The organism is Xanthomonas sp. NCPPB 4467 (assembly GCF_041475665.2).
Lineage (GTDB): Bacteria > Pseudomonadota > Gammaproteobacteria > Xanthomonadales > Xanthomonadaceae > Xanthomonas > Xanthomonas dyei.
Map to the genome: position 1 here is coordinate 4,149,502 of NZ_CM191260.1, position 20,318 is coordinate 4,169,819.

Consider the following 20,318-nt stretch of genomic DNA (forward strand, 5'->3'; position numbering starts at 1 on the left):
CGCGTCACACGCCTCACCAATCAGCGCCCTACCAGCCACCAACACGCAACCGACCAAACCCATCACCGCTGCGCGGCGTACTCGGCAATCGCCAGGCGCAGACGCGCCAGGCCGTCGGCCAGCTCGGCGTCGGTCAGATTGAGTGCCGGCACAAAACGCAGCACATCCGGGCCGGCCTGCAATACCAACAAGCCATGCTTGGCTGCCAGATCCAGTAGCGCACCAGCCTGCCCGGCATGCGCCGGTGCCAGTACCGCGCCGAGCATCAACCCACGCCCGCGCACCTGTGCGAACAGGCCGAACTCGGCATTGAGCGCGTCCAGGCCCGCACGCAACGCCGCCGACTGCCGCTCCACATTTTCGGCAATCTGCGGCGAAGCGAGCTTGCGCAGCGCCACGCGCGCCACCGCAGCAGCCAGCGGATTGCCGCCGAAGGTGGTGCCATGCGCACCGAACTGCATGGTCTCGGCGACCTTGGGGCCGGCCAGCATCGCGCCGATCGGGAACCCGCCACCCAGCGCCTTGGCCAACGTCACGATGTCCGGCGTCACCTGCTCCTGCCAATGCGCGAACAACGTGCCGGTGCGGCCCATGCCGCATTGAATTTCGTCCAGCACTAGCAAGGCATCGTGTCGATCGCACAGTGCACGCACCTGCGCCAGGAAGCCCGGCGCCGCCGGCATCACCCCGCCCTCGCCCTGGATCGGCTCCAGCATCACCGCGGCGACGTCGCCGCTGGCCATCGCCGCTTCCAGCGCCGCCACATCGTTGAAATCCACATAGCGGAATCCGCCTGGCAGCGGCTCGTAGCCTTCCTGATATTTCGGCTGCGCGGTGGCGGTGACCGAGGCCAGCGTGCGGCCGTGGAAGCTGCCACGGAACGTCACGATGACGCGCTTGTCGGCTGGGCGGCCTTGATTGCTGGCCCACTTGCGCACCAGCTTGATGGCCGCCTCGTTGGCTTCGGTGCCGGAGTTGCACAGAAAGACCTTTTCGGCAAAACGCGACGCGCCGACCAGTTCCTCGGCCAGCCGCAACGGCGGCTCGCTGTAGAAGATGTTGCTGGTGTGCCACAGCTTGCCCGCCTGCTCGGTGAGCGCGGCGACCAGATCCGCATCGTTGTGGCCCAGCCCGCTCACCGCGATGCCGGAGGACAGATCCAGATACTCGCGCCCTGCGTCATCCCAGACGCGACTGCCCTGACCGCGCTCCAGCACCACCTGGCGCGGGCGATACACCGGCAGGTAGTAGTGCGCGAGGGACAGGGGCGAATCGGCAGCGGTGCTCATGATGGTGGGTCGCAGAAGCGGAGGGAGAACATGCATTCTCGCGCATTCGCCGGCCTGCGGCACAATGGGCATATGCGCCCTTTCTCCGATCCTCAGCTCACTCCCGCCACCGCCGACGGCTGGCGCCGGCAGTGGTTCGACATCATCTACCGCCACGACACGCGCCCATCGCGCAATTTCGACCTGATGCTAGTGGTGGCGATCCTGACCAGCGTGATCGTGATCATGATCGACAGCGTGCCGCGCATCCATGCGCATTCGGCGCACTGGCTGGTGCCGCTGGAATGGGCATTCACGGTGCTGTTCACCGTCGAATACGCGGCGCGCCTGGCGGTGGTGCGGCGCCCGCTGCACTACGCGCTCAGCGTGTGGGGCGTGATCGACCTGCTGTCGATCCTGCCCAGCTATCTGTCGTTCTTCGTGCCGGGCGCACAGACGCTGCTGGTCGTGCGCGTGCTGCGCATCCTGCGCCTGTTCCGCATCCTCAAGCTCACCCGCTATATCCAGGAAAGCGGGCAATTGGTGGACGCGTTATGGCGCAGCCGCCGCAAGGTGCTGGTGTTCCTGTTCACCGTGCTCACCATCACCGTGATCGCCGGCGCCACGATGTATGTCATCGAAGGCCCGCAACACGGTTTCACCAGCATCCCGACCAGCATGTACTGGGCCATCGTCACCATGGCCACGGTGGGCTTTGGCGATCTGGTGCCGCAAACCACGCTGGGCCGCTTCGTCACCTCGGCGCTGATCCTGATCGGCTACAGCATCATCGCCGTGCCCACCGGCATCTACACCGCCGAACTTGCCACCACATTGCGCGAAGGCGGCCACACCGGTCGGCGCGACATTCGCAACTGCGCCCGTTGCGGGCTGGAAGGCCACGCATCGGACGCGCGCTATTGCCGGCAATGCGCCGAGCCGCTGCCGGATATCGCCAACGGCTGATGCAGGGCGGCAGCGCGCAGGCAGCGCCGGGAGGCGAATCACGTGGTGGGCATCACCACCGTAAGCTGTGTGACCGGTGCGCAGGCAATCGCCGCTCACACTGCCGCAGCACGAGGTCGGCGCATCCGTCTGGCAGTGGCCAACCAACAACCGGCGCGCCATCGCCGGCCCGTTGCGGATCGTCTGACCCAAGCAACCCACGTCCCGCCCATGCAGCCCTGGCACCCGAAAGAGCGCGCCAGGTGTTGAGCGCAGCCGGTGCAGGTCGCGCTTACTGCGACATGCGGTTACTCATGTCGATCAGATCGTTGTAGCTGGCCAGCACCGCCTCACGCGTGCCTCCCGGCGGGATCGAGCCGCTTTCCAGCAGCATCTGCTCGCTCTTGCTCAGCGGTGTGTTGGTGCGGACGCGCTCGACCAGGCGTCCGGACTCGCGCGCCAGCTTATCGGCAGCGCGTTCCATGTGCCCCCACATCGCATCGCCCTGGCCCACCTTGGCTTTCTGCGCCTCTTCCAGAATGCTCTGGTAACGCGCGAGCTGGCGTTGCGCTGCCGCAAGATCCGGTGCATTGCTATCCAACACCTGCACCAGATGCTTGCCTTCGCCGGTGATCTTCAAGTGATACCACGACGCGCTGCGGCCTTCTTCCTTTTCGATCGCATCGATGCGCGCCTGACGCCGGGTGTCTTCGTTGCGGTCCAGCGCCGCATTCATCGCGTCGCCCGCTTCGAAGAACGCTGTGTAGGCCTGCATCAACGGCGCATGCAGCGCACGCATGCCCTTGCCGTCGTCGCGCAGATAATCCTCGCGATCGTAATACCGTACCGCTTCGCCGATGCGCTCATTGAGCGTGGCAAACCGCTGCTGATAGGTCTTTGCTACCGGGTCGAGTTCGGCGTTGGCCGGTTGCTGCGCCAGTGCGGCAGTCATCGGTGCGCCGCAGGCCTCGACCCGATGCGACAGCACCGTTCCCGGTGCACGGATATTTTCTTCCTTGCCCGTTGGCCCGGCCTGCGGGTCCTTCATCCAGCCGGTGTAGGTCTGGTAACTCTCATGCAGCGGCTGCTGGACACCGTTGAAGCAGGCGATGTAGGCATTGATCTTGTCGGCATCGGGCGCAGCCGCAACCGGCGCATCTTTCTGGCAGCCGGCGAGCAGCGCGGCAAGTGCAACCGCTGCGCTGAGCGGTGCGTAACGACGTGGATGGCGCATGCGGTAGTTCCTGTGCAGTGGTGAAGAAATGAGGTGAGGTGAGCAACGGTCGATCGCGCGCGTTGTCGCCAGCGCCGGGCGTATGGCCGCACGCGCTGCATCGTGCGATGACGCTGGCAACTACTGTCGATTGCTCTCGGACACCAACGCGTTGTAGGTATTGAGCAACTTGCGCGGCGATCCTTCCGGCGCCAGCGAGGGGCTATCGAGCCAGCCCTCTTCGATGCGGCTGTAGGGCGTGTTGTCGACCACGCGTTTTACCCGCGCCTTGGCCTGCCTGCGGAAGTCTTCCGCAGCGGTTTCGAAGCTGTTCCATTTTAGTTTGTCCGGCTCCTGGTCGGCCACCTTGGCATGCGCCTCGTCGGAGAGGCGGTTGAAGCCGTCCAGCAGCATGTGTGCACGCGCGGTGTCGAACTGCTCTTCCTGCAGTACGTCGGTCAGTTGCTTGGCATCGAGCATCATCGACAGCCGGTAATACTCGCGCGTGCGTCCCTCCTCGCGCTCCAGCGTCTTGAGCGTTTCGCGATGCGCTGCATCATTCTGCGCTTCCAGCTCGGCACCGAATGCGCTGCTGGCCTCGGCATAACGCTCCAGCGCCGCCATCAACGGCGCGTGCAGTCGCTTGCCCTTGGCGAACTGGTCGTCTTCATCATCCTGACGCGCGTAGTAATCGGCCACCTGGTGACTGATCGGCCGCAGCGCCTGCAAGGCCGCGTAATACTGCCGGGCCGCCGCATCCAGTGCCGGCAGCGACGGTTGCGCCGCAGCCGCCGCGCTGACCGGCGCATCGCACTCCTTCATGTCGAAGTCACTGATGTCGTAGGGGCCGGCCACGCGCGTTTCGCGCCCGCTGGGGCCGGCGGCTGCATCGTCAATCGAACCGATGTAATGCTTGGCACCGGTATGCACCGGCAGATCGACGCGGTTGAAGCAATCGATATACGCACCCAGTTTGGCTTTGAGCGCATGCTGCGCATCGCTCGGCGCATCGGCGCGCTTGCTGGCAGCCGCGTTGCTGGTCGGCGTGGTCTGTTTGCTGCAGCCGGCGCAGAGCGCAAGCACGAACAGGGCAGGCGCAAACGCACCGGGCTTCAGGAACACAGGCAAACGTCCTTGTTGGAAACGATTTCAGCCGCGCACGATAGCAAACTGCGGCGTGAAATCATCGTGCTCGGCAGCGAAGTGGACGGCGGCGTTCGTCTGCGCGGCAGGCGGTAATGCGCGCAAGGTCAATCCGGCTTTTCGTGGACGAATGACTCGCAGCGTCTGCATCGATGTATCGGCGCACGGCCACCTGCACCGGGCGACAAGGACCAGAGCGAGCAATCGACAGACAGGTGTGGACGACGCCCCCAGCACCGCAGCGTATGCGTCGTACACGCCGCGCCGAGCACCGGCCGCGCCCGCCTGTCGGCTACGCAGTCGTTCTGTAAGCCACTCAGTCGAGAAACAGATCCGGCAACAGGCTCCGTGACGGATCGACCGCATAACCGCTGAAGTCGGTGACGCCGGCCTGCGTCAGCACCTCTTCGTCGATCAGAAACTGCCCGTGGAAACCGGCCGCAGTGCGGGTCAGCACCGCATGCGCCGCATCGGCCACGATCTCCGGGCGACGGCAGGCAGCGGCGTCCACGCCCGGCAGCATGTTGACCGCATCGGTGGCAATCACCGTGCGCGGCCACAACGCATTGACCGCCACGCCCTGCGGGCCGAACTCAGCGGCCAGCCCCAGTGTCACCAGACTCATCCCCATCTTGGCCAGCGTGTAGCCGGTATGCGCGCCCCACCACGCCGGGTTCAACGATGGCGGTGGGGCAAGGCTGAGGATGTGCGGATTGGACGCCTTCAACAGATGCGGCAGGCAGGCTTGCGCGCACACAAAGCTGCCGCGCGCGTTGACCTGTTGCATCAGGTCGAAGCGCTTCATCGGCGTGTCCAAGGTGCCGCGCAACCAGATCGCGCTGGCGTTGTTGACCAGGATATCGATGCCGCCAAACGCCTCCACGGCGGCGGCAACGGCGGCGTGCACCTGCGCTGCGTCGCGGATATCGCATTTGAGCGCCAGCGCCTTTCCACCGGCCGCAACCACTGCTGAGGCAGCGCTGTGGATGGTGCCGGGCAACTTGGGATTGGCCACCGCCGATTTGGCCGCGATGACCACATTCGCCCCATCGCGCGCCGCCCGCAACGCAATCGCCAAACCAATCCCACGCGAGGCACCAGTGATGAAGAGCGTTTTGTCTTTTAGCGTCATGGGAATGGGGAATGGGGAATGGGGAATCGCAAAAGCTTAGCGCCTTGAACGTCCAGCAGCCGACGAACAATCAACTCACGCGATACGCTCTACCGATTCCCCATTCTCGATTCCCGATTACCAGCCCCTCAGGGCTTCGGCCCCTGCCCTTCGTTGTCTTCCCAATGCAAGATGCGCCGGGTCACAAAGCGGTAGACCGGTTTGCCGGTGGCGAACCACAGCTCGCGCATCCATGACCTGCGCTTGAGCACGCGACGTTCCACCGGCGTGATCGCGGCCGGGCAATACATGCGCTTGTGCTTGAGCAGGTGGCGCAGGTCCTCGCGTGCAAGCAGACGCATCCAGCGCGCGCGTGGGTGGCCGCGCACCGCCAGCTGGAAATCGATCACCGCCGGGCTGCCATCGTCCTGCACCAGCCAGTTGGCTTCCTTGGCCAGATCGTTGTGGGCCACGCCACACCGATGCAGCTGCTGCAACAGCCTGCGCGCCTGCCTGAAATACGCCAGATCACCGCGCGGCGGGCGTTGGTACATCGCATCGCCGGCCAGATAGCTGCGGTCCAGATGGCGCCCATCCCAATGCAACAAGCGTGGCGTGTGCGGCAGGCCATCCAGCTGCCGCAGCGCCAGCGCTTCGCGACGTGCCAGCCACCAGGCCACACCACGCAGGCCCCAGGGCGCCACGCTCAGGTCGCGCCGCACGAACACCCGGCCGGCGTCGCGGATCAACAAAATGCGCCCGAACGTATCGGACTTCAGCGGGAGATTGTCGGCGGGCTCGTGACTCATTCCCCATTGTAGGCGGGCAGCCCGCATCGCCGTACTGCCGTTGCAGAGCGTGCCGAAGACACACGCCCGCACCGTGACCTGGTTGCAACCTCAGGTGAAGCCAACCGCCCGATGTGAGCATGGCGCAAGTCAGTCGTCGCCCTGCCCACCTATAATTCGGGAATGAACTCATGGATCGACGCCACGCTGGAGTGGATCGGACACCACCCCACCTTGGCTGGCGTGGTGATCTTTGCCATCGCATTCTGCGATGCGGTGATCGTGCTTGGTGCCATCGTGCCCGCGCTGCCGCTGCTGTTCGCCATCGGCGTGCTGATCGGGCTCGGCCAGATCAACGGCCCGTATGCAATGGTGTGCGCGGCCTTGGGCGCGTTCGTCGGCGATGCGTTGAGCTTCTGGGTGGGCCATCGCTGGGGCCACCAGCTGCACACGTATTGGCCGTTTCGCCGCTATCCCCAGTTGCTGGAACGCGGCGAGCTGCTGTTCCGACGCAATGCCTTCAAGAGCATTCTGATCGCGCGCTATGTCGGCGCGGTGCGGCCGTTCGTGCCCGCCATCGCCGGCATGTCGCACATGCCGTTCAAGCGCTATCTGTTTGCCAGCGGGCTGGCCTGCGTGTCGTGGGCGCTGCTGTTTCTGGTGCCGGGCTGGGTGTTGGGCACCGCCTACGACGCGGTCGCCGCAGTCGCCGGGCGCCTGTTCGTGGTGGTTACCTTGCTGGCTGCGGTGATCGGCTTGGCCTGGGCGGTGGTGCTGTATTCGTACCGCTGGTCGGCAGGCCATCTGGATGCCCTGCTGGCGCGGTTGCTGGAGTGGTCGCATCGGCACCCGGTGCTGGGCAACTGGTCGGTCAGCGTGTTCGACCCACGCCGGCGCGAGTCGGTCCCGCTGGCGATGATGGCGCTGATGCTGTTGCTGCTGGGCTGGGGTTGGTTCGTGTTACTGATGGTGGTGCTGGCGCATGGCGAACCGCTGCGCGTGGACCTGGCCGTGCACGATTTGATGCTGGCGCTGCGCAACCCGCTGGCCGACTACCCGATGGTGGCTCTGGCCTCGCTGGGCGATTGGCAGGTGTTGTTGCCGGCGATCGCCGCAGCGATGGGCTACCTGGCCTGGCGTCGGCGCTGGATGGCGGTGGCGCATTGGGTGATCGCACTGGCGTTTGGCCTGGCCCTGACGCAGTTGCTGGGCGCCACCGTGCAGGTGGTGCGCCCGCCGGCCGCCAGCAGCGGGTTCGGATTTCCGTCGGTGGCGGTCACGATGGCCACGATCGGGTTCGGGTTTTTCGCGCTGTTGATCGCACGCGAACTGCCCGGCCGCCGCCGCGTCTGGCCGTATCTGGTCAGTGGCGCCATCGTCTCGCTGATCGGCTTTGCGCGCCTGTACCTGGGCGCGCATTGGCTCAGCGACGTGGTCGGCGGCATGTTGTTCGGCATCTTCTGGCTACTGGTCCTGGGCATTGCGTATCGCCGCCGCGCCACCCGCGCGTTCTGGGTCAAGCCGGTGTCGTGGATCTTCTACGGCGTGTTCGTGAGCTGCGCGATCTTCTTTGCGCCACGTAATCTCGGCACCAAGCTGGCCAAGTTCGAACCGCCACCGCCGCTGCTGATGGACCTGCCCGCCAGCGACTGGTGGGAGGGGCAATGGCGGCTGCTGCCGGCACGTCGCAATGAATTCGACGACGACCAGCGCTGGCCACTGGACGTACAAGTGGCCGGCCCGCTCGCGCCGCTGCAACGCCAGCTCGAAGCACGCGGCTGGCGGACACAACCGCAGGCCGGCTGGGAGCAGGCATTGCATCTGCTGGATGTCAGCGGCCGCCCGGACGAAGTACCGATTCTGCCGGCCACGCTGGACACACAAGTGGAAGCCCTGCTGATGGTACGTCACGCCGCGCCCGGGCACGTGCATGTGTTACGGCTGTGGCCAGCAGCCGCACGGTTGCAACCCAACGCGCAACCGCTGTGGGTAGGCAGCACGCAGACCTTGCGCTACAGCCGCCACTTCAGCCTGATCGGCCTGTGGTACCCATTACGCGGCGTGGACCCTGCACTGAGCGCGTTGCGCGACGCACTCGGCCCGATGCCGCATCGCGTGGAGCAGCGTCGCCGCTCGCAGGTGCCGGTGATCTTGATCGACAGTACGTCGGGAAATGCGGTGCGGCGAGAGGACAAAGACAACGCTGCACCGAAGACGGAAACCACTGCGTCCGACCCGGCTGCATCGCATCCGTCACAACAGCGCCGTTGATCGATCGGACAACAACGACGATCGGCCAGTGATCGCGCAGCCCTGTAGATATGGGGTGCCAGCAGCACCTCTTGAACACTGTCTCGATGGCGATAGTGTGCTGGCGTCGTCTGGGGGCCGCTGAATTTCAGGGTAAAAGCTTAGCTCGTCGAGCGCGCGGTGCCCTCGCCGCACCAGGACGTTGGTCGGCGGTTTCTTTGAACGCCTGCCTGTTGCTCGGTTTGCGTTAGGAAGCTGATCGGACCCAGCGTCATCCAAACAACGCACGTCATGTCCTACTTGCAACCATGCACACCGACCATCTCGACCGGCCCTTGCCCGCCCACCGTCGCGGGACCTTACGCGGCATGGATGCCGCGTAAGAGCCTCCAGGGACGGATTCACGGCGTGTCCCGTGATGGTGGGCGGGCAAGGGCCCTGCACCCAAGCAGCAAATCAGCCGCTCTACAACCAACGCATCCGCGCCGTTCCATTACCTCTCAAGGTGACCGAGAGCTTGTGCTTCAGCGCCATTTGGATGCGCACAAGCCGCACTGGTCAGGGGCGCGATGCACTCACCACAACACCCCATCCACCGGCTGCATCGGCTCCGGTGCGGGTTCGCCAATCGCCTGCAGGGCGTCGATTTCCACTGTGCGGCACATGGTGTCCAGCGGCAGGTCGTGGATGGTGTTGGCGAACGGGTCGACCAGCTCATCGCCGATCTTCAGCACCGCCAAAAACATCAAGCCGGCGACTGTCGATCCCACCGGCGTGGCGTACTGCAGCGTTTCCACCAGACCGATCGGCAACAGCACGCAAAACAGCCGTGTAAACAGGTTCGGATAGAAGCGGTACTGATACGGCAGCGGCGTATTTTTCAGCCGCTCCATGCCGCCCTGCGCGTTGGCGATATCCACCAGAATGCGCTCGACGCTGGCCTGCTGGATGCTGTCGATCCAGCCATTGCGGCGTGCCTGTTCCACGGCGCGGCCGGTCGTGTCGAGCAAGCCATTGGCCACGTTCGTACGCGTGATCACCGCTGCCACTTCGTCGGCATCCAGCCGCGGTTCCAGTGCCATCGCCACCGGCAACCGCCGCAGCTGGCAGCGTAATGCATTGACGTAGGCGATCTGCCGTAGCGCGATCGTGCGCCCCAGCGCCGCAGCTTCCGGCGCAGACAGGATGCTGACGCTCAGGCGCACCAGGTTGCGCGATGCATTGATCATCTGGCCCCACAACACACGTCCTTCCCACCAGCGTTGATAAGTGGAATTGGCGCGAAAGCCCAGGAATAACGCCAGTGCCGAGCCGAAGATGGTCAACGGCAATGCCGGAGCGCGGAACGGCAGCACGTAATAGATGATCGTGATCAACACGTCCCAGACAAACAACACCGCCAGGGTCCGCCAGACCTGACTGACTACATCCGCCACACGCGGTTTGACATCGATGATCAAGGCACACTCCCTCACTAAAAACGCGTATCGCCCTTGCGCGCATCCAGTGCATGGATGCCATCGCTAGCGCACTCAAGCGAGAGAAGTTTGTCGCCACAGCGGTGCAAGTGCGGTGATGGGGCGATAGAAGCAGTGCCTCGCGAGCGCAAAACACTTCTGCGCGATCATTGATTAGGTGCGGCCGATGCCCGGAAGCGACATGCAGTGCTATCCACGTTCGTCTCCTTCGCACCCGATGCGCAGCGGCGCCCGCTGATTGGCCGCGCTACGTGATTGCCCGCGCTCAGGGCATCCAGGCCAGCAACTGCTCCAGACGCTGATGCGGGTCGTCCTGCTGCAACAACGACAAGCGTTGCTGCTCGGTCAATGGCAACAACTCGGCCAGCCGCCAACCCACCCACGCGGACTGATCCAGCAACCCAGGACCGACCGAGGCAAATTCGCCGCCCACCTGCTCAAGCATGCGCTCGAGCACGGTTGCCAGCAGGCTGTGCTCGGGGCGCAATTCGTCGTCGGGGTCCGGCTCGCACCAGCTCACCTCGCCCACCAACAGACCGTTGTCGCGGATGCGCGAGCGCTGCACATGAAAGCGACGCGTGCCGCGTAAGCGCAGCACCAACACGCCATCGGCACCCACATCGAAATCCTCGATGCGCACCTCGGTGCCGAACGCCGCCGGCGTTGCCGGTACGCCCACCTCATTGCCCTCCAGGATCAGGCACACGCCGAAGCTGGTGCCATTGCGCCCGCATTCGCGCACCAGATCCAGATAGCGGCGCTCGAATACGCGCAGCCCCATCGCCGCGCCCGGCAACAACACGCTGTGCAACGGAAACAGCGGCAAGGCGCTGGTCTCGGCAGTGTCGGGGATCGATGCCATCACGACAGCTGCGCCAGGAAGCGACGCGGCGCGCCGTCGAATCCGCCATTGGACATGAACACCACATGGTCGCCCGGCTGCGCGATGTCGCCCAGCGTCTGCAGCAACGCCTCCACGTCATGCGCCACGTGTGCCTGCCCGCGTACCTGCGCGATGATCGGCGCCGCATCCCATGGCAATTCGGGGCGATGCAGAAACACCACCGCATCGGCATCGTGCAGCGACGGCGCCAGCGCCTGCGCATGCGCGCCCAACCGCATCGAATTGCTGCGCGGCTCCATCGCCACCAGCACACGCGCCGCGCCCACCTTCGCACGCAGCCCCTGCAAGGTGGTCGCAATGGCGGTGGGATGATGCGCGAAGTCGTCGTAAACGGTGATGCCGCGCGCCTGCCCCAACACTTCCAGTCGGCGTTTGACGCTCTGAAAGTGCGCCAGCGCCGGCATCACCGTTACCGGATCCACGCCCACCGCATGCACAGCCGCCAGTGCAGCCAATCCGTTGAGCACGTTGTGCCGGCCCACCAGCGGCCACTGCACCTGGCCGATCTCCACGCCGCGATGCGCCACCGCAAATACGCTGCCATCGGCGGCAATCAAGCGCGCGCTCCACTCCAGCGCCGCATCGAAACCGAAGCGCTCTACCGGCGTCCAGCAGCCCATCGCCAACACCTCGGCAAGCCGCGCGTCTTCGCCATTGACGATCAGCCGCCCGCGCGCCGGCACGGTGCGGACCAGATGATGGAACTGCCGCTGGATGGCGGCCACGTCCGGGAAGATATCGGCGTGGTCGTATTCGAGGTTGTTGAGGATCGCCACCAGCGGCCGGTAGTGCACGAACTTGCTGCGCTTGTCGAAGAAGGCGGTGTCGTATTCGTCGGCTTCCACCACGAACGCACGCCCCTGCCCTAGCCGCGCCGACACGCCGAAATCCTCGGCCACGCCGCCGATCAAAAAGCCCGGCGCGCGTCCGGCCGCCTCCAGCAGATAGCTCAGGATGGTGGTGGTGGTGGTCTTGCCATGGGTACCGGCGACCGCCAGCGTGTCGCGGCCCGGCAGCACCTGCTCGGCCAGCCATTGGGCGCCTGAGCTATAGCGGCGGCCTGCATCGAGCACCGCTTCCACGGCCGGATTGCCGCGCGACAAGGCGTTGCCGATGACCACCTCGGTGGCGTCGGCGGAAATATTGGACGGCGCGTAGCCCTGGGCCAGCGAAATCCCGAGCGTTTCCAGCTGGGTGGACATCGGTGGATAGATGGCCTGGTCGCTGCCTTCTACCTGCCAGCCCAGCTCGCGTGCCAGGGCGGCCACACCGCCCATGAAAGTCCCGGCGACGCCGAGGATGTGGAGTTTGCTCATGGAGCACATTGTCGCCGATCACCGGAGTTGCAGGACATTCCGATCCGCACCCGGCGTTGTTGTCGGGAAACTCCTACCGTACTGTCGGGAATTTCCCGATATGCGAACTGCGTCACATCTATCACTATGCTGAACGCCAGTCGCAGCACCCTTTGGTTCTACTCCCCAAGAGACCATTCCCCAGGGAGCTCATGCTGTTGGGGCTCTGAGCAAGCTCATTACTGGCGTTATTCTGCCCCGGTCATCTCGTATGGCCGGGGTTTTTCTTTTCCGGGGTCTGGACTTGAAGACGGCGCGGCCAACAGGCACGCAGTGAACACAGACCGGGCGTTGCGCCCAGTCCGGGTGACTCAGCGGCCGAGCGCCTTGCTGACGCGTTCCAGCACTTCGTCCAGCGACCCAACGCCATCCACACGCGCCAACTTGCCGCGCTGCTCGTAGAAGCCGATCACCGGCGCGGTGGAATCGGTATAGACCTGCAGACGCTTGCGCACCGATTCCGGATTGTCGTCCTCACGGCCTTCGGCCTTGGCGCGCCCGGCGATGCGCTCGACCAGCAACTCGCTGGCGACGTCCAGTTGCACCACTGCATCCAGTGGCTGACCGATCTTGCTGAGCAGGCTGTCCAGCGCATTGGCCTGCGCCACATTGCGCGGATAGCCATCGAGGATGAACCCCTTGGCGACATCGGCCTGACCGAGCCGCGACTCCAGCATGCCGAGCAGGATGTCGTCGGACACCAGATCGCCGCGTGCCATGACTTCCTTGGCCTTCAGGCCGAGCGGCGAGCCGGCGGCCACTTCGGCACGCAGCAGGTCGCCGGTGGAAATGTGCGGGATCTCAAACGTGTCTTTGAGACGTGTCGCCTGGGTGCCCTTGCCCGAACCGGGCGGTCCCAACAGAACCAATCGCATCAGTGGACTCCACTTTCGAATAAAAACGCGTTGCGGTTGGCGGCGTTAGACTCAAGCCTTCGCCGGCGCTGACCGTATGGTCGTGCAGCTTACCCCATCCGGGGAATGTCCCGGCACTGTCCCCTGCGCCATGTTTCCATGTGAGGAGTCCGTCCCCCTATGTCCACTGGCAACTTGTTGTATGCCCAATCCGGCGGTGTCACCGCCGTCATCAACGCTACCGCTGCCGGCGTCATCACCGAAGCGCGTGCGCGCAAGATCAAGGTATTGGCCGCCCGCAATGGCATCCTGGGCGCGCTGCGCGAAGAGTTGATCGACACCTCCAAAGAATCCGCCGCCGCGATCGCCGCACTGGCACAGACACCCGGCGGCGCGTTCGGCTCGTGCCGCTACAAGCTCAAGTCGCTCGAACAGGACAGCGCCAAGTACGAACGCCTGCTCGACGTGCTGCGCGCACATGACGTGCGCTGGTTCCTCTACAACGGCGGCAACGATTCGGCCGACACCGCATGGAAGGTGTCGCAGCTGGCCAAGGCCTACGGCTACCCGCTGCACTGCATCGGCGTGCCCAAGACCATCGACAACGATCTTGCGGTGACCGATACCTGCCCCGGCTTCGGCTCGGCGGCCAAATACACCGCGGTATCGGTGCGCGAAGCCGCACTGGATGTCGCTGCGATGGCCGACACCTCCACCAAGGTCTTCATCTACGAAGCGATGGGGCGCCACGCCGGTTGGCTTGCGGCGGCAGCGGGGCTCGCAGGTCAGGGGCCGGACGATGCACCGCAGATCATCCTGCTGCCCGAGCGCGCCTACGACGAAGCCGCGTTCCTGGCCAAGGTGAAACAGGTCGTCGAAAAGGTCGGCTGGTGCGTGGTGGTCGCCAGCGAAGGCATCCAGGACGCACACGGCAACTTCGTCGCCGATGCCGGCGGCGCAGCCGACTCATTCGGCCACGCGCAACTGGGCGGTGTGGCCGCCTTCCTGGCTGCACAGGTCAAACAGGAACTGAGCTACAAGGTGCACTGGACCCTGCCGGATTACCTACAGCGTTCCGCACGCCACCTCGCCTCCAAGACCGACTGGGAACAGGCCCAGGCCGTCGGCAAGGCCGCCGTGCAATACGCAATCAAAGGCATGAATGCGGTGATCCCGGTGATCGAACGCGTCAGCGACGCCCCCTACCGCTGGAAGATCGTGCCCGCCCCGCTGCACAAGGTGGCCAATCACGAAAAGAAGATGCCACCCAGCTTCCTGCGCAAGGACGGATTCGGCATCACCGACCGCGCCCGCCGCTATTTCGCCCCACTGATCAAGGGCGAAGCCCCGCTGGCCTATGGTAGCGATGGGTTGCCGAAGTATGTGAGCCTGAAGAACGTGGCGGTGGCGAAGAAATTGCCGGCTTGGGAGGGATAAGGCCGCCCCAGTGCGGCGCCCCGCGCTAACGGGCGCTGGGCCGTCTGCGGCATCTCCGACTGCAGTGCTCTATAACGCAGGAAACCGCCATCAGGAGGCGGTTGCCTGCCGGGCCATCCGGTATAGGGAACCTCCCGATTGCCGAGCAGGAAGCCCACTGACATAATCCGCTGCGCAAGGATGCGGGGGAACGCCATCTGCGCCTCTAACGTCCGCTTCCAACGGGCGACAGCCTTTGCAGCTGCCCATCTCCGATCAAGGATGTTACCCATGAAATTTCGTTATCTCGGCGCCGCCCTACTGCTCGCAGCCTCGGCCCCCGTCTTTGCTGCAACCTGCGAAGAGAGCTTCCAGAAGAAGGGCAATCCCTTCGTCGGCACCCAGTTTTCTGTTTCGGTCAGCCACCCCGGCCTGACCGTGCGCAGCGCCATCGGCCAGATGCGGGTGATCGCCAAGCAAGCCAAGATGGATGTGCTGAGCGAGGATGCAGACGCCGGCTCGATGTTGATCGAAGAGCCAGAGACCATGTCGCACAAGCCGCTCCCGATGATCGTCTCGGCAAGCGCAGTCGATGGCGTCGGCACGGTCAATTTGCTCCTCAAGGTGAACAAGGGGGCTATCGCATCTACTGACAGCGCCCGTACAGAGATGTGCAAACTACTGAACCAGGTCAAGCCCGGCGCGGCAGGCGAACAGTTTGCAAAGAAGACCCTCGACACCGCACCGGTGGAAATCACCGCCGACAAGTTTGGCTTCCAGCTGCGCAATCAGCACAAGGACAATCCGGCTGCGATCGAAGCGCGCTATGCCAACAAGGTCTACCGCATCACCGGTAAGATCAATCAAGGTGGCGTACTGAAAGACAGCGGCCGCTATAACATCGGCTTCGACGTGCTCCAGGGCGACAATACGTTCGATACCGTTGCCATTACCTGCTCGTTCGCTGCCAACCAGGCTGCCTATGCGTTGTCGCTGCGCCCGAAGGAGAAGGTGACACTGACCGGTGTCGTGGACCATTACGACCAGATTCTGAAAGTTCTCTGGCTGCGCGATTGCCGCGGGAACTGATTCAGAACACCTCGCGATCATCCAAAAACACCCCGGTCTAGCCGGGGTGTTTTTTTTGTGGACAGATGCTTATGGATGTTGGTTTACATCGCGTGCTGGGGTGGAGAAACGGCGACTCAGTCTTCACCATTCCAGCGACTGACTCAGGCCTTCGTCACGAAATTTGCTGACGCACTGTGCAGAGTGCCTCCCGCGCGCGTGAGAGGCCTGGCTTCGTAGAACTGCGCGTGCACTCCTTCCTCTGCCTGCTGCAATGCGCGGCATGGTCCGGAATGCAGACCACCGCAATCGAAGAGCGACAACAGGACCTCGCCTTTAATGAACCGGCGCAGCGCGTGCGGATGGAAGCCAGGCCCTACCGACTTGCGCTGAGATGCGCTGAGACAAGAAAGATCACGGCGACATCGCCAGATTGACCCCCAGCGTGATCCATCCGCGTGGTGCTGCTGGGTGGTCACGCCCGACCACCAGATCGAAGCTCGACGCCTTGCCCATCAGCCGGCGCATGCCAAATTGTGCGCCCTGCCCGTTGTGATCGTCTCCGGACGCTTCGGCCAACACTGTCCATTTGGGCGTAAGCACCTGCTCCAGACCGACCCCCGCAGTGGTGGCATCGGACCCGGCATGCATTGCGACAACACCAAGGTTGAAATGAATCCGCGTGGCCGCATCTGAGCCAAGCGACCATGTCAGCGGAACGGTGAGATAACTCGCGCGTTGCTGTGGTTCCTGCCAGGCACGCTGCAGCCCGACCGTGACTGCCAGCCCCCAGACATGCTGCTCCGGATCGCGCAGCGTGTGCTTGGCCCCGAGATCAAGCGCGGCAGATCCATGCCGGAGACCGGTTATTCCGAAGGAAAATTCCGTACCCAGAACATTGCAGGCAGGTACCACCGTGGCCGATGCACCACCTGGCGTTGCACGCCACCAGGCTTCCAGCTGGCATTGGCCACGCGGCGTGACGCCTGCATCGTCGACCACCATGCTCGCCGCTGCGCGCACCGGCACCGGGTGCCACAGTGCGAAGAAGGCAAGCAGGCCCGGGGAACAACGCAATACCTTCATAGACGTTCTCAAAAAACAGCAGGGCTGCTGCACAACTCTGTACAGCGCCAAACGCAACGACATATCGTTGCCAGCGCCGATCAGATGCGGGCGACTGGCGTGCCGGGTCCCGAGTGTACGCGCGGCACAAGCCGACGCCGACCACTAAACCGCTAACCGGCGGCAACACGCGTTTTGGTTCGCAGTACCAGTGGTCGCTCCAAATGCGCAGGGCGGTGACCATCCGTAAATGCAAGCCGGTGCGAAGGTGCTTCTTAAAGCTTGAGCGATGCTTGGATCACTGCGTCGATGTGAATGCACAGACAAGGCCGCAGCATCGATAGCAACACCGGCGTCACTTCCTTATCGACGCGCGTCAGCTGCATGGCATGCCGTTACGGAGCGCCATGCCATGCGACGCCTGTACCACTCAAACAGCCGTAACGCACCCGCGTCGATGCCGCACCCGTCACTGGCAAGCCTTGCCCTCCATCGTCTGCTGCGCAGCAAACATCGGCACCTGCGGGACTTTGCCGGCAGCGGCCTGTTGCTTGGCATCTTCAAGGTAAATGCGTGACTGGCCTTGTCCGTCGAGCTGCGGTTTGGCATCGACCGGTTTGCGCCACACGCGTACGACCGCCTGCTGACTTGGGCAGGCTGCGCTTGGGACGCGAATCACGTCGTTGAAGATCCAGCCCGCCGCAACACTGGGTGCCGCTTTGGCGTAGTCCACAAAGCGCGCACGTGGCTGACAGGTGGGGCTGCTGCGCACGACCGAGAACGTGTAGGGCTGTGCAGCATTGCCGGTGAACACACCTTCCAGGCGTGCACAGGCTTCTGGAATCTGTCGCAAAGTGTGTACTGCACCGACGGCTTGCGCAGTGCCAGGCGGGCGAGCCTTCAACTCCGGCGTTGGATCTGCAGCGATTGCGCTACCGGTAAACAGCATGGCGGCCAGCACAGCGGCGTACCTTGACGCGGCATCTTTCGACATAGTTACTCCTGGATCGGCTCGGTCACGTTGGCCGCAGGCTGTCATGTCGCGACTGAACCACGCGCCAAAGCCGCAGTGGTGGCACCCCTGCAAGCTGCGGCGCATACTCGATCGCGATCCGGCCACCTGAACATCGCGACGCGCATTACGGCCCTTTTGGCCGCCGAGTCCTTATTCGTTGTCACTCGTTGCGTGCGTCGCCCTTGGTTCGTCCCGACCGGATGACATCCATTCTCTTGGGAGGGGTCATGCTGGAACACTACGGGTTAGGGCTTGCGCTGGGCTGTGCGGTATTGGCAATTTTGTACGGGATCGTGTCGGCGCGCTGGGTGGTCGCGCAGCCAAGCGGTAACGCGCGCATGCAGGAGATCGCCGCGGCGATCCAGGAAGGCGCTCGCGCGTATCTCAATCGGCAGTACCTCACGATTTCGATCGCCGGCGGCGTGCTGTTCGTATTGGTCGGGCTGTTTCTGAGCTGGTACACGGCAATCGGGTTTGCGCTCGGCGCGGTGCTGTCGGGGTTGGCCGGCTATATCGGCATGAACGTGTCGGTGCGCGCCAACGTGCGCACCGCAGAAGCCGCACGGCATGGCATCGGCCGTGCGATGGATGTGGCGTTCCGGGGCGGCGCCATCACCGGCATGTTGGTGGTGGGGCTGGGCTTGCTGGGCGTGGCCGGTTACTACGCCGTGCTGCAAGCCATGGGTCTGCCGCTGGAGCAGAACCTGCATGCCCTGGTGGGCCTGGCGTTTGGCTCATCGTTGATTTCGATCTTCGCGCGTCTGGGTGGCGGCATTTTCACCAAGGGGGCAGATGTGGGGGCGGATCTGGTTGGCAAGGTCGAGGCCGGCATCCCCGAAGACGACCCGCGCAATCCTGCGGTGATTGCCGACAACGTCGGCGATAACGTGGGCGACTGCGCGGGCATGGCAGCGGATCTGTTCGAAACCTATGCCGTCACCGTGATCGCCACGATGCTGCTCGGCAGCCTGACCCTGGCCGAGACCGGGCTGCATGCGGTGCTGTATCCGCTGGTGTTGGGCGGTGTCTCGATCATCGCCTCGATCGTGGGTGCGGCTTTCGTCAAGGTCAAAGCAGGCGGCTCGATCATGGGGGCGCTCTACAAGGGCGTGATCGTCTCCGGCGTGCTGGCTGCGCTGGCCTATTGGCCGATCACCCAGAGCCTGATGCGCGACAACAGCCATGGCGCGACCTCGCTCTATGCCTGCGCATTGATCGGCCTGGTGCTCACCGGCCTGATCGTGTGGATCACCGAGTACTACACCGGCACCCAATACGCGCCGGTGCAGCACGTGGCCTCTGCCAGCACCACCGGGCACGGCACCAACATCATCGCCGGCCTCGGTATCTCGATGAAGTCCACCGCGCTGCCGGTGATCGCGGTGTGCGCAGCGATCTGGGGCGCGTTTCACTTTGGCGGGCTGTACGGCATTGCGATCGCGGCCACGGCGATGCTGTCGATGGCTGGCATGATCGTGGCGCTGGATGCGTATGGCCCCATCACCGACAACGCCGGCGGCATCGCCGAAATGGCCGAACTGCCACCGGAAGTGCGCGCCATCACCGACCCATTGGATGCGGTCGGCAACACCACCAAGGCGGTCACCAAAGGCTATGCGATCGGCTCGGCCGCGCTAGCGGCACTGGTGCTGTTTGCCGACTACACCCACAACCTGCAGGCGGCCAATCCCGCTGAAGTGTTCGCCTTCGATCTGTCGGACCACACCGTGATCATCGGTCTATTAATCGGCGGATTGATCCCCTATCTGTTCGGCGCAATGGCGATGGAAGCGGTGGGCCGCGCGGCGGGCGCAGTGGTCGAAGAAGTGCGCCGTCAGTTCCGCGAGATCCCCGGCATCATGGCCGGCACCGCCAAGCCGCAGTACGACCGCGCCGTGGACATGCTGACCCGCTCGGCGATCCGCGAAATGATCGTGCCCTCGTTGTTGCCGGTGGTGGTCCCGATCGTGGTCGGGCTGCTGCTGGGGCCGCGCGCATTGGGCGGATTGTTGATCGGCACCATTGTCACCGGGCTGTTTCTGGCCATTTCGATGACCACCGGCGGCGGGGCCTGGGACAACGCCAAGAAGTACATCGAGGACGGCCATTTCGGCGGCAAGGGCAGCGAAGCGCATAAGGCGGCAATCACCGGCGACACCGTCGGCGACCCGTACAAGGACACCGCCGGGCCGGCAATCAATCCGTTGATCAAGATCATCAACATCGTGGCGCTGCTGCTGGTGCCGCTGTTATAGCAAGGCATGCCCGCAGGGATCTCGGACCTGCGGCCATAGGGCCGCAGGTCATTGCGCGGGAAAGCTGGCTACCGCGACGGACAATACTGACGTCATTGTCTCCCCAGCGAACGTATTGGCGGTCGTTTGGCGTCCCTGCGACGCTGCCAGCACGCGCCGCCACAGGCGACAACGTGGCCAGCAACGACAC

General features: G+C 64.3%; 17 protein-coding genes. 5 read left to right on the forward strand and 12 right to left on the reverse strand.

The genetic code is table 11. The features are described 5' to 3' along the window. Window positions 1-62: 62 nt before the first annotated feature. Window positions 63-1,289: an acetylornithine transaminase gene (locus tag ACCQ06_RS18080; RefSeq protein WP_316688564.1), complete on the reverse strand. Its 1,227-nt coding sequence runs from the start codon at window positions 1,287-1,289 to the stop codon at window positions 63-65. A 72-nt stretch (window positions 1,290-1,361) separates the two neighbouring features. On the opposite strand from ACCQ06_RS18080, the gene ACCQ06_RS18085 reads away from it, so the two are divergent. Next, window positions 1,362-2,234, forward strand: coding sequence for an ion transporter (locus ACCQ06_RS18085; protein WP_316692665.1), 873 nt, complete (start codon window positions 1,362-1,364; stop codon window positions 2,232-2,234). Window positions 2,235-2,505: 271 nt separating this feature from the next. Here the strand turns inward: ACCQ06_RS18085 and ACCQ06_RS18090 are convergent, their stop codons facing one another. The 5 genes from ACCQ06_RS18090 to ACCQ06_RS18110 all read right to left on the reverse strand — a co-directional run bounded on the left by ACCQ06_RS18090 (window position 2,506) and on the right by ACCQ06_RS18110 (window position 6,489). Then, the gene (locus tag ACCQ06_RS18090; protein ID WP_228324625.1) at window positions 2,506-3,447 is read right to left on the reverse strand and encodes a YiiG family protein; all 942 of its coding nucleotides are present in this window, start codon (window positions 3,445-3,447) and stop codon (window positions 2,506-2,508) included. Between the two features lie 120 nt (window positions 3,448-3,567). Next, window positions 3,568-4,554, reverse strand: a complete 987-nt coding sequence (locus tag ACCQ06_RS18095; protein WP_228324626.1) for a YiiG family protein — start codon at window positions 4,552-4,554, stop codon at window positions 3,568-3,570. A gap of 21 nt (window positions 4,555-4,575) precedes the next feature. Beyond that, entirely contained in the window at window positions 4,576-4,719 is a 144-nt protein-coding gene (locus ACCQ06_RS18100; RefSeq protein ID WP_228324627.1) for a hypothetical protein, read from the reverse strand. 166 nt (window positions 4,720-4,885) lie between these two features. Continuing rightward, window positions 4,886-5,701 carry an SDR family oxidoreductase gene (locus ACCQ06_RS18105; RefSeq protein ID WP_228324628.1) on the reverse strand — a complete coding sequence of 272 codons (816 nt, stop codon included), beginning with the start codon at window positions 5,699-5,701 and terminating at the stop codon, window positions 4,886-4,888. Between the two features lie 128 nt (window positions 5,702-5,829). Continuing rightward, on the reverse strand, window positions 5,830-6,489 hold the full coding sequence (locus ACCQ06_RS18110) for a serine/threonine-protein kinase (protein WP_228324629.1): 660 nt from the start codon (window positions 6,487-6,489) through the stop codon (window positions 5,830-5,832). Between the two features lie 162 nt (window positions 6,490-6,651). On the opposite strand from ACCQ06_RS18110, the gene ACCQ06_RS18115 reads away from it, so the two are divergent. Next, on the forward strand, window positions 6,652-8,739 hold the full coding sequence (locus ACCQ06_RS18115) for a bifunctional DedA family/phosphatase PAP2 family protein (protein ID WP_228324630.1): 2,088 nt from the start codon (window positions 6,652-6,654) through the stop codon (window positions 8,737-8,739). 554 nt (window positions 8,740-9,293) lie between these two features. On the opposite strand, the gene ACCQ06_RS18120 is transcribed toward ACCQ06_RS18115, so the two are convergent. The 4 genes from ACCQ06_RS18120 to ACCQ06_RS18135 all read right to left on the reverse strand — a co-directional run bounded on the left by ACCQ06_RS18120 (window position 9,294) and on the right by ACCQ06_RS18135 (window position 13,330). Further along, window positions 9,294-10,178 carry a bestrophin family protein gene (locus tag ACCQ06_RS18120; protein WP_228324631.1) on the reverse strand — a complete coding sequence of 295 codons (885 nt, stop codon included), beginning with the start codon at window positions 10,176-10,178 and terminating at the stop codon, window positions 9,294-9,296. A gap of 283 nt (window positions 10,179-10,461) precedes the next feature. After that, a complete protein-coding gene (locus ACCQ06_RS18125) occupies window positions 10,462-11,058 on the reverse strand; it encodes an LON peptidase substrate-binding domain-containing protein (RefSeq protein ID WP_228324632.1) in 597 nt (198 codons plus the stop codon). Continuing rightward, window positions 11,058-12,425: a UDP-N-acetylmuramate:L-alanyl-gamma-D-glutamyl-meso-diaminopimelate ligase gene (gene mpl / locus ACCQ06_RS18130; protein ID WP_228324633.1), complete on the reverse strand. Its 1,368-nt coding sequence runs from the start codon at window positions 12,423-12,425 to the stop codon at window positions 11,058-11,060. Before mpl ends, ACCQ06_RS18125 begins: the two co-directional genes overlap by 1 nt. Window positions 12,426-12,766: 341 nt before the next feature. After that, entirely contained in the window at window positions 12,767-13,330 is a 564-nt protein-coding gene (locus ACCQ06_RS18135; protein WP_316688575.1) for an adenylate kinase, read from the reverse strand. 159 nt (window positions 13,331-13,489) lie between these two features. Here ACCQ06_RS18135 and ACCQ06_RS18140 point away from each other — a divergent pair, with 159 nt between their 5' ends. Together ACCQ06_RS18140 and ACCQ06_RS18145 are read left to right on the forward strand one after the other, a co-directional pair. After that, window positions 13,490-14,746 carry a 6-phosphofructokinase gene (locus ACCQ06_RS18140; protein WP_316688577.1) on the forward strand — a complete coding sequence of 419 codons (1,257 nt, stop codon included), beginning with the start codon at window positions 13,490-13,492 and terminating at the stop codon, window positions 14,744-14,746. A gap of 270 nt (window positions 14,747-15,016) precedes the next feature. Continuing rightward, the gene (locus tag ACCQ06_RS18145) at window positions 15,017-15,814 is read left to right on the forward strand and encodes a hypothetical protein (RefSeq protein ID WP_228324636.1); all 798 of its coding nucleotides are present in this window, start codon (window positions 15,017-15,019) and stop codon (window positions 15,812-15,814) included. Window positions 15,815-16,207: 393 nt separating this feature from the next. Here the strand turns inward: ACCQ06_RS18145 and ACCQ06_RS18150 are convergent, their stop codons facing one another. Further along, window positions 16,208-16,942, reverse strand: a complete 735-nt coding sequence (locus ACCQ06_RS18150; RefSeq protein ID WP_374153109.1) for a PA4824 family protein — start codon at window positions 16,940-16,942, stop codon at window positions 16,208-16,210. A gap of 385 nt (window positions 16,943-17,327) precedes the next feature. Continuing rightward, window positions 17,328-17,852 carry a hypothetical protein gene (locus tag ACCQ06_RS18155; RefSeq protein ID WP_316692667.1) on the reverse strand — a complete coding sequence of 175 codons (525 nt, stop codon included), beginning with the start codon at window positions 17,850-17,852 and terminating at the stop codon, window positions 17,328-17,330. A 248-nt stretch (window positions 17,853-18,100) separates the two neighbouring features. Here ACCQ06_RS18155 and ACCQ06_RS18160 point away from each other — a divergent pair, with 248 nt between their 5' ends. Further along, complete coding sequence (locus ACCQ06_RS18160) at window positions 18,101-20,128, forward strand: sodium-translocating pyrophosphatase (RefSeq protein WP_316688583.1); 2,028 nt, start codon at window positions 18,101-18,103, stop codon at window positions 20,126-20,128. Window positions 20,129-20,318: the final 190 nt, after the last annotated feature.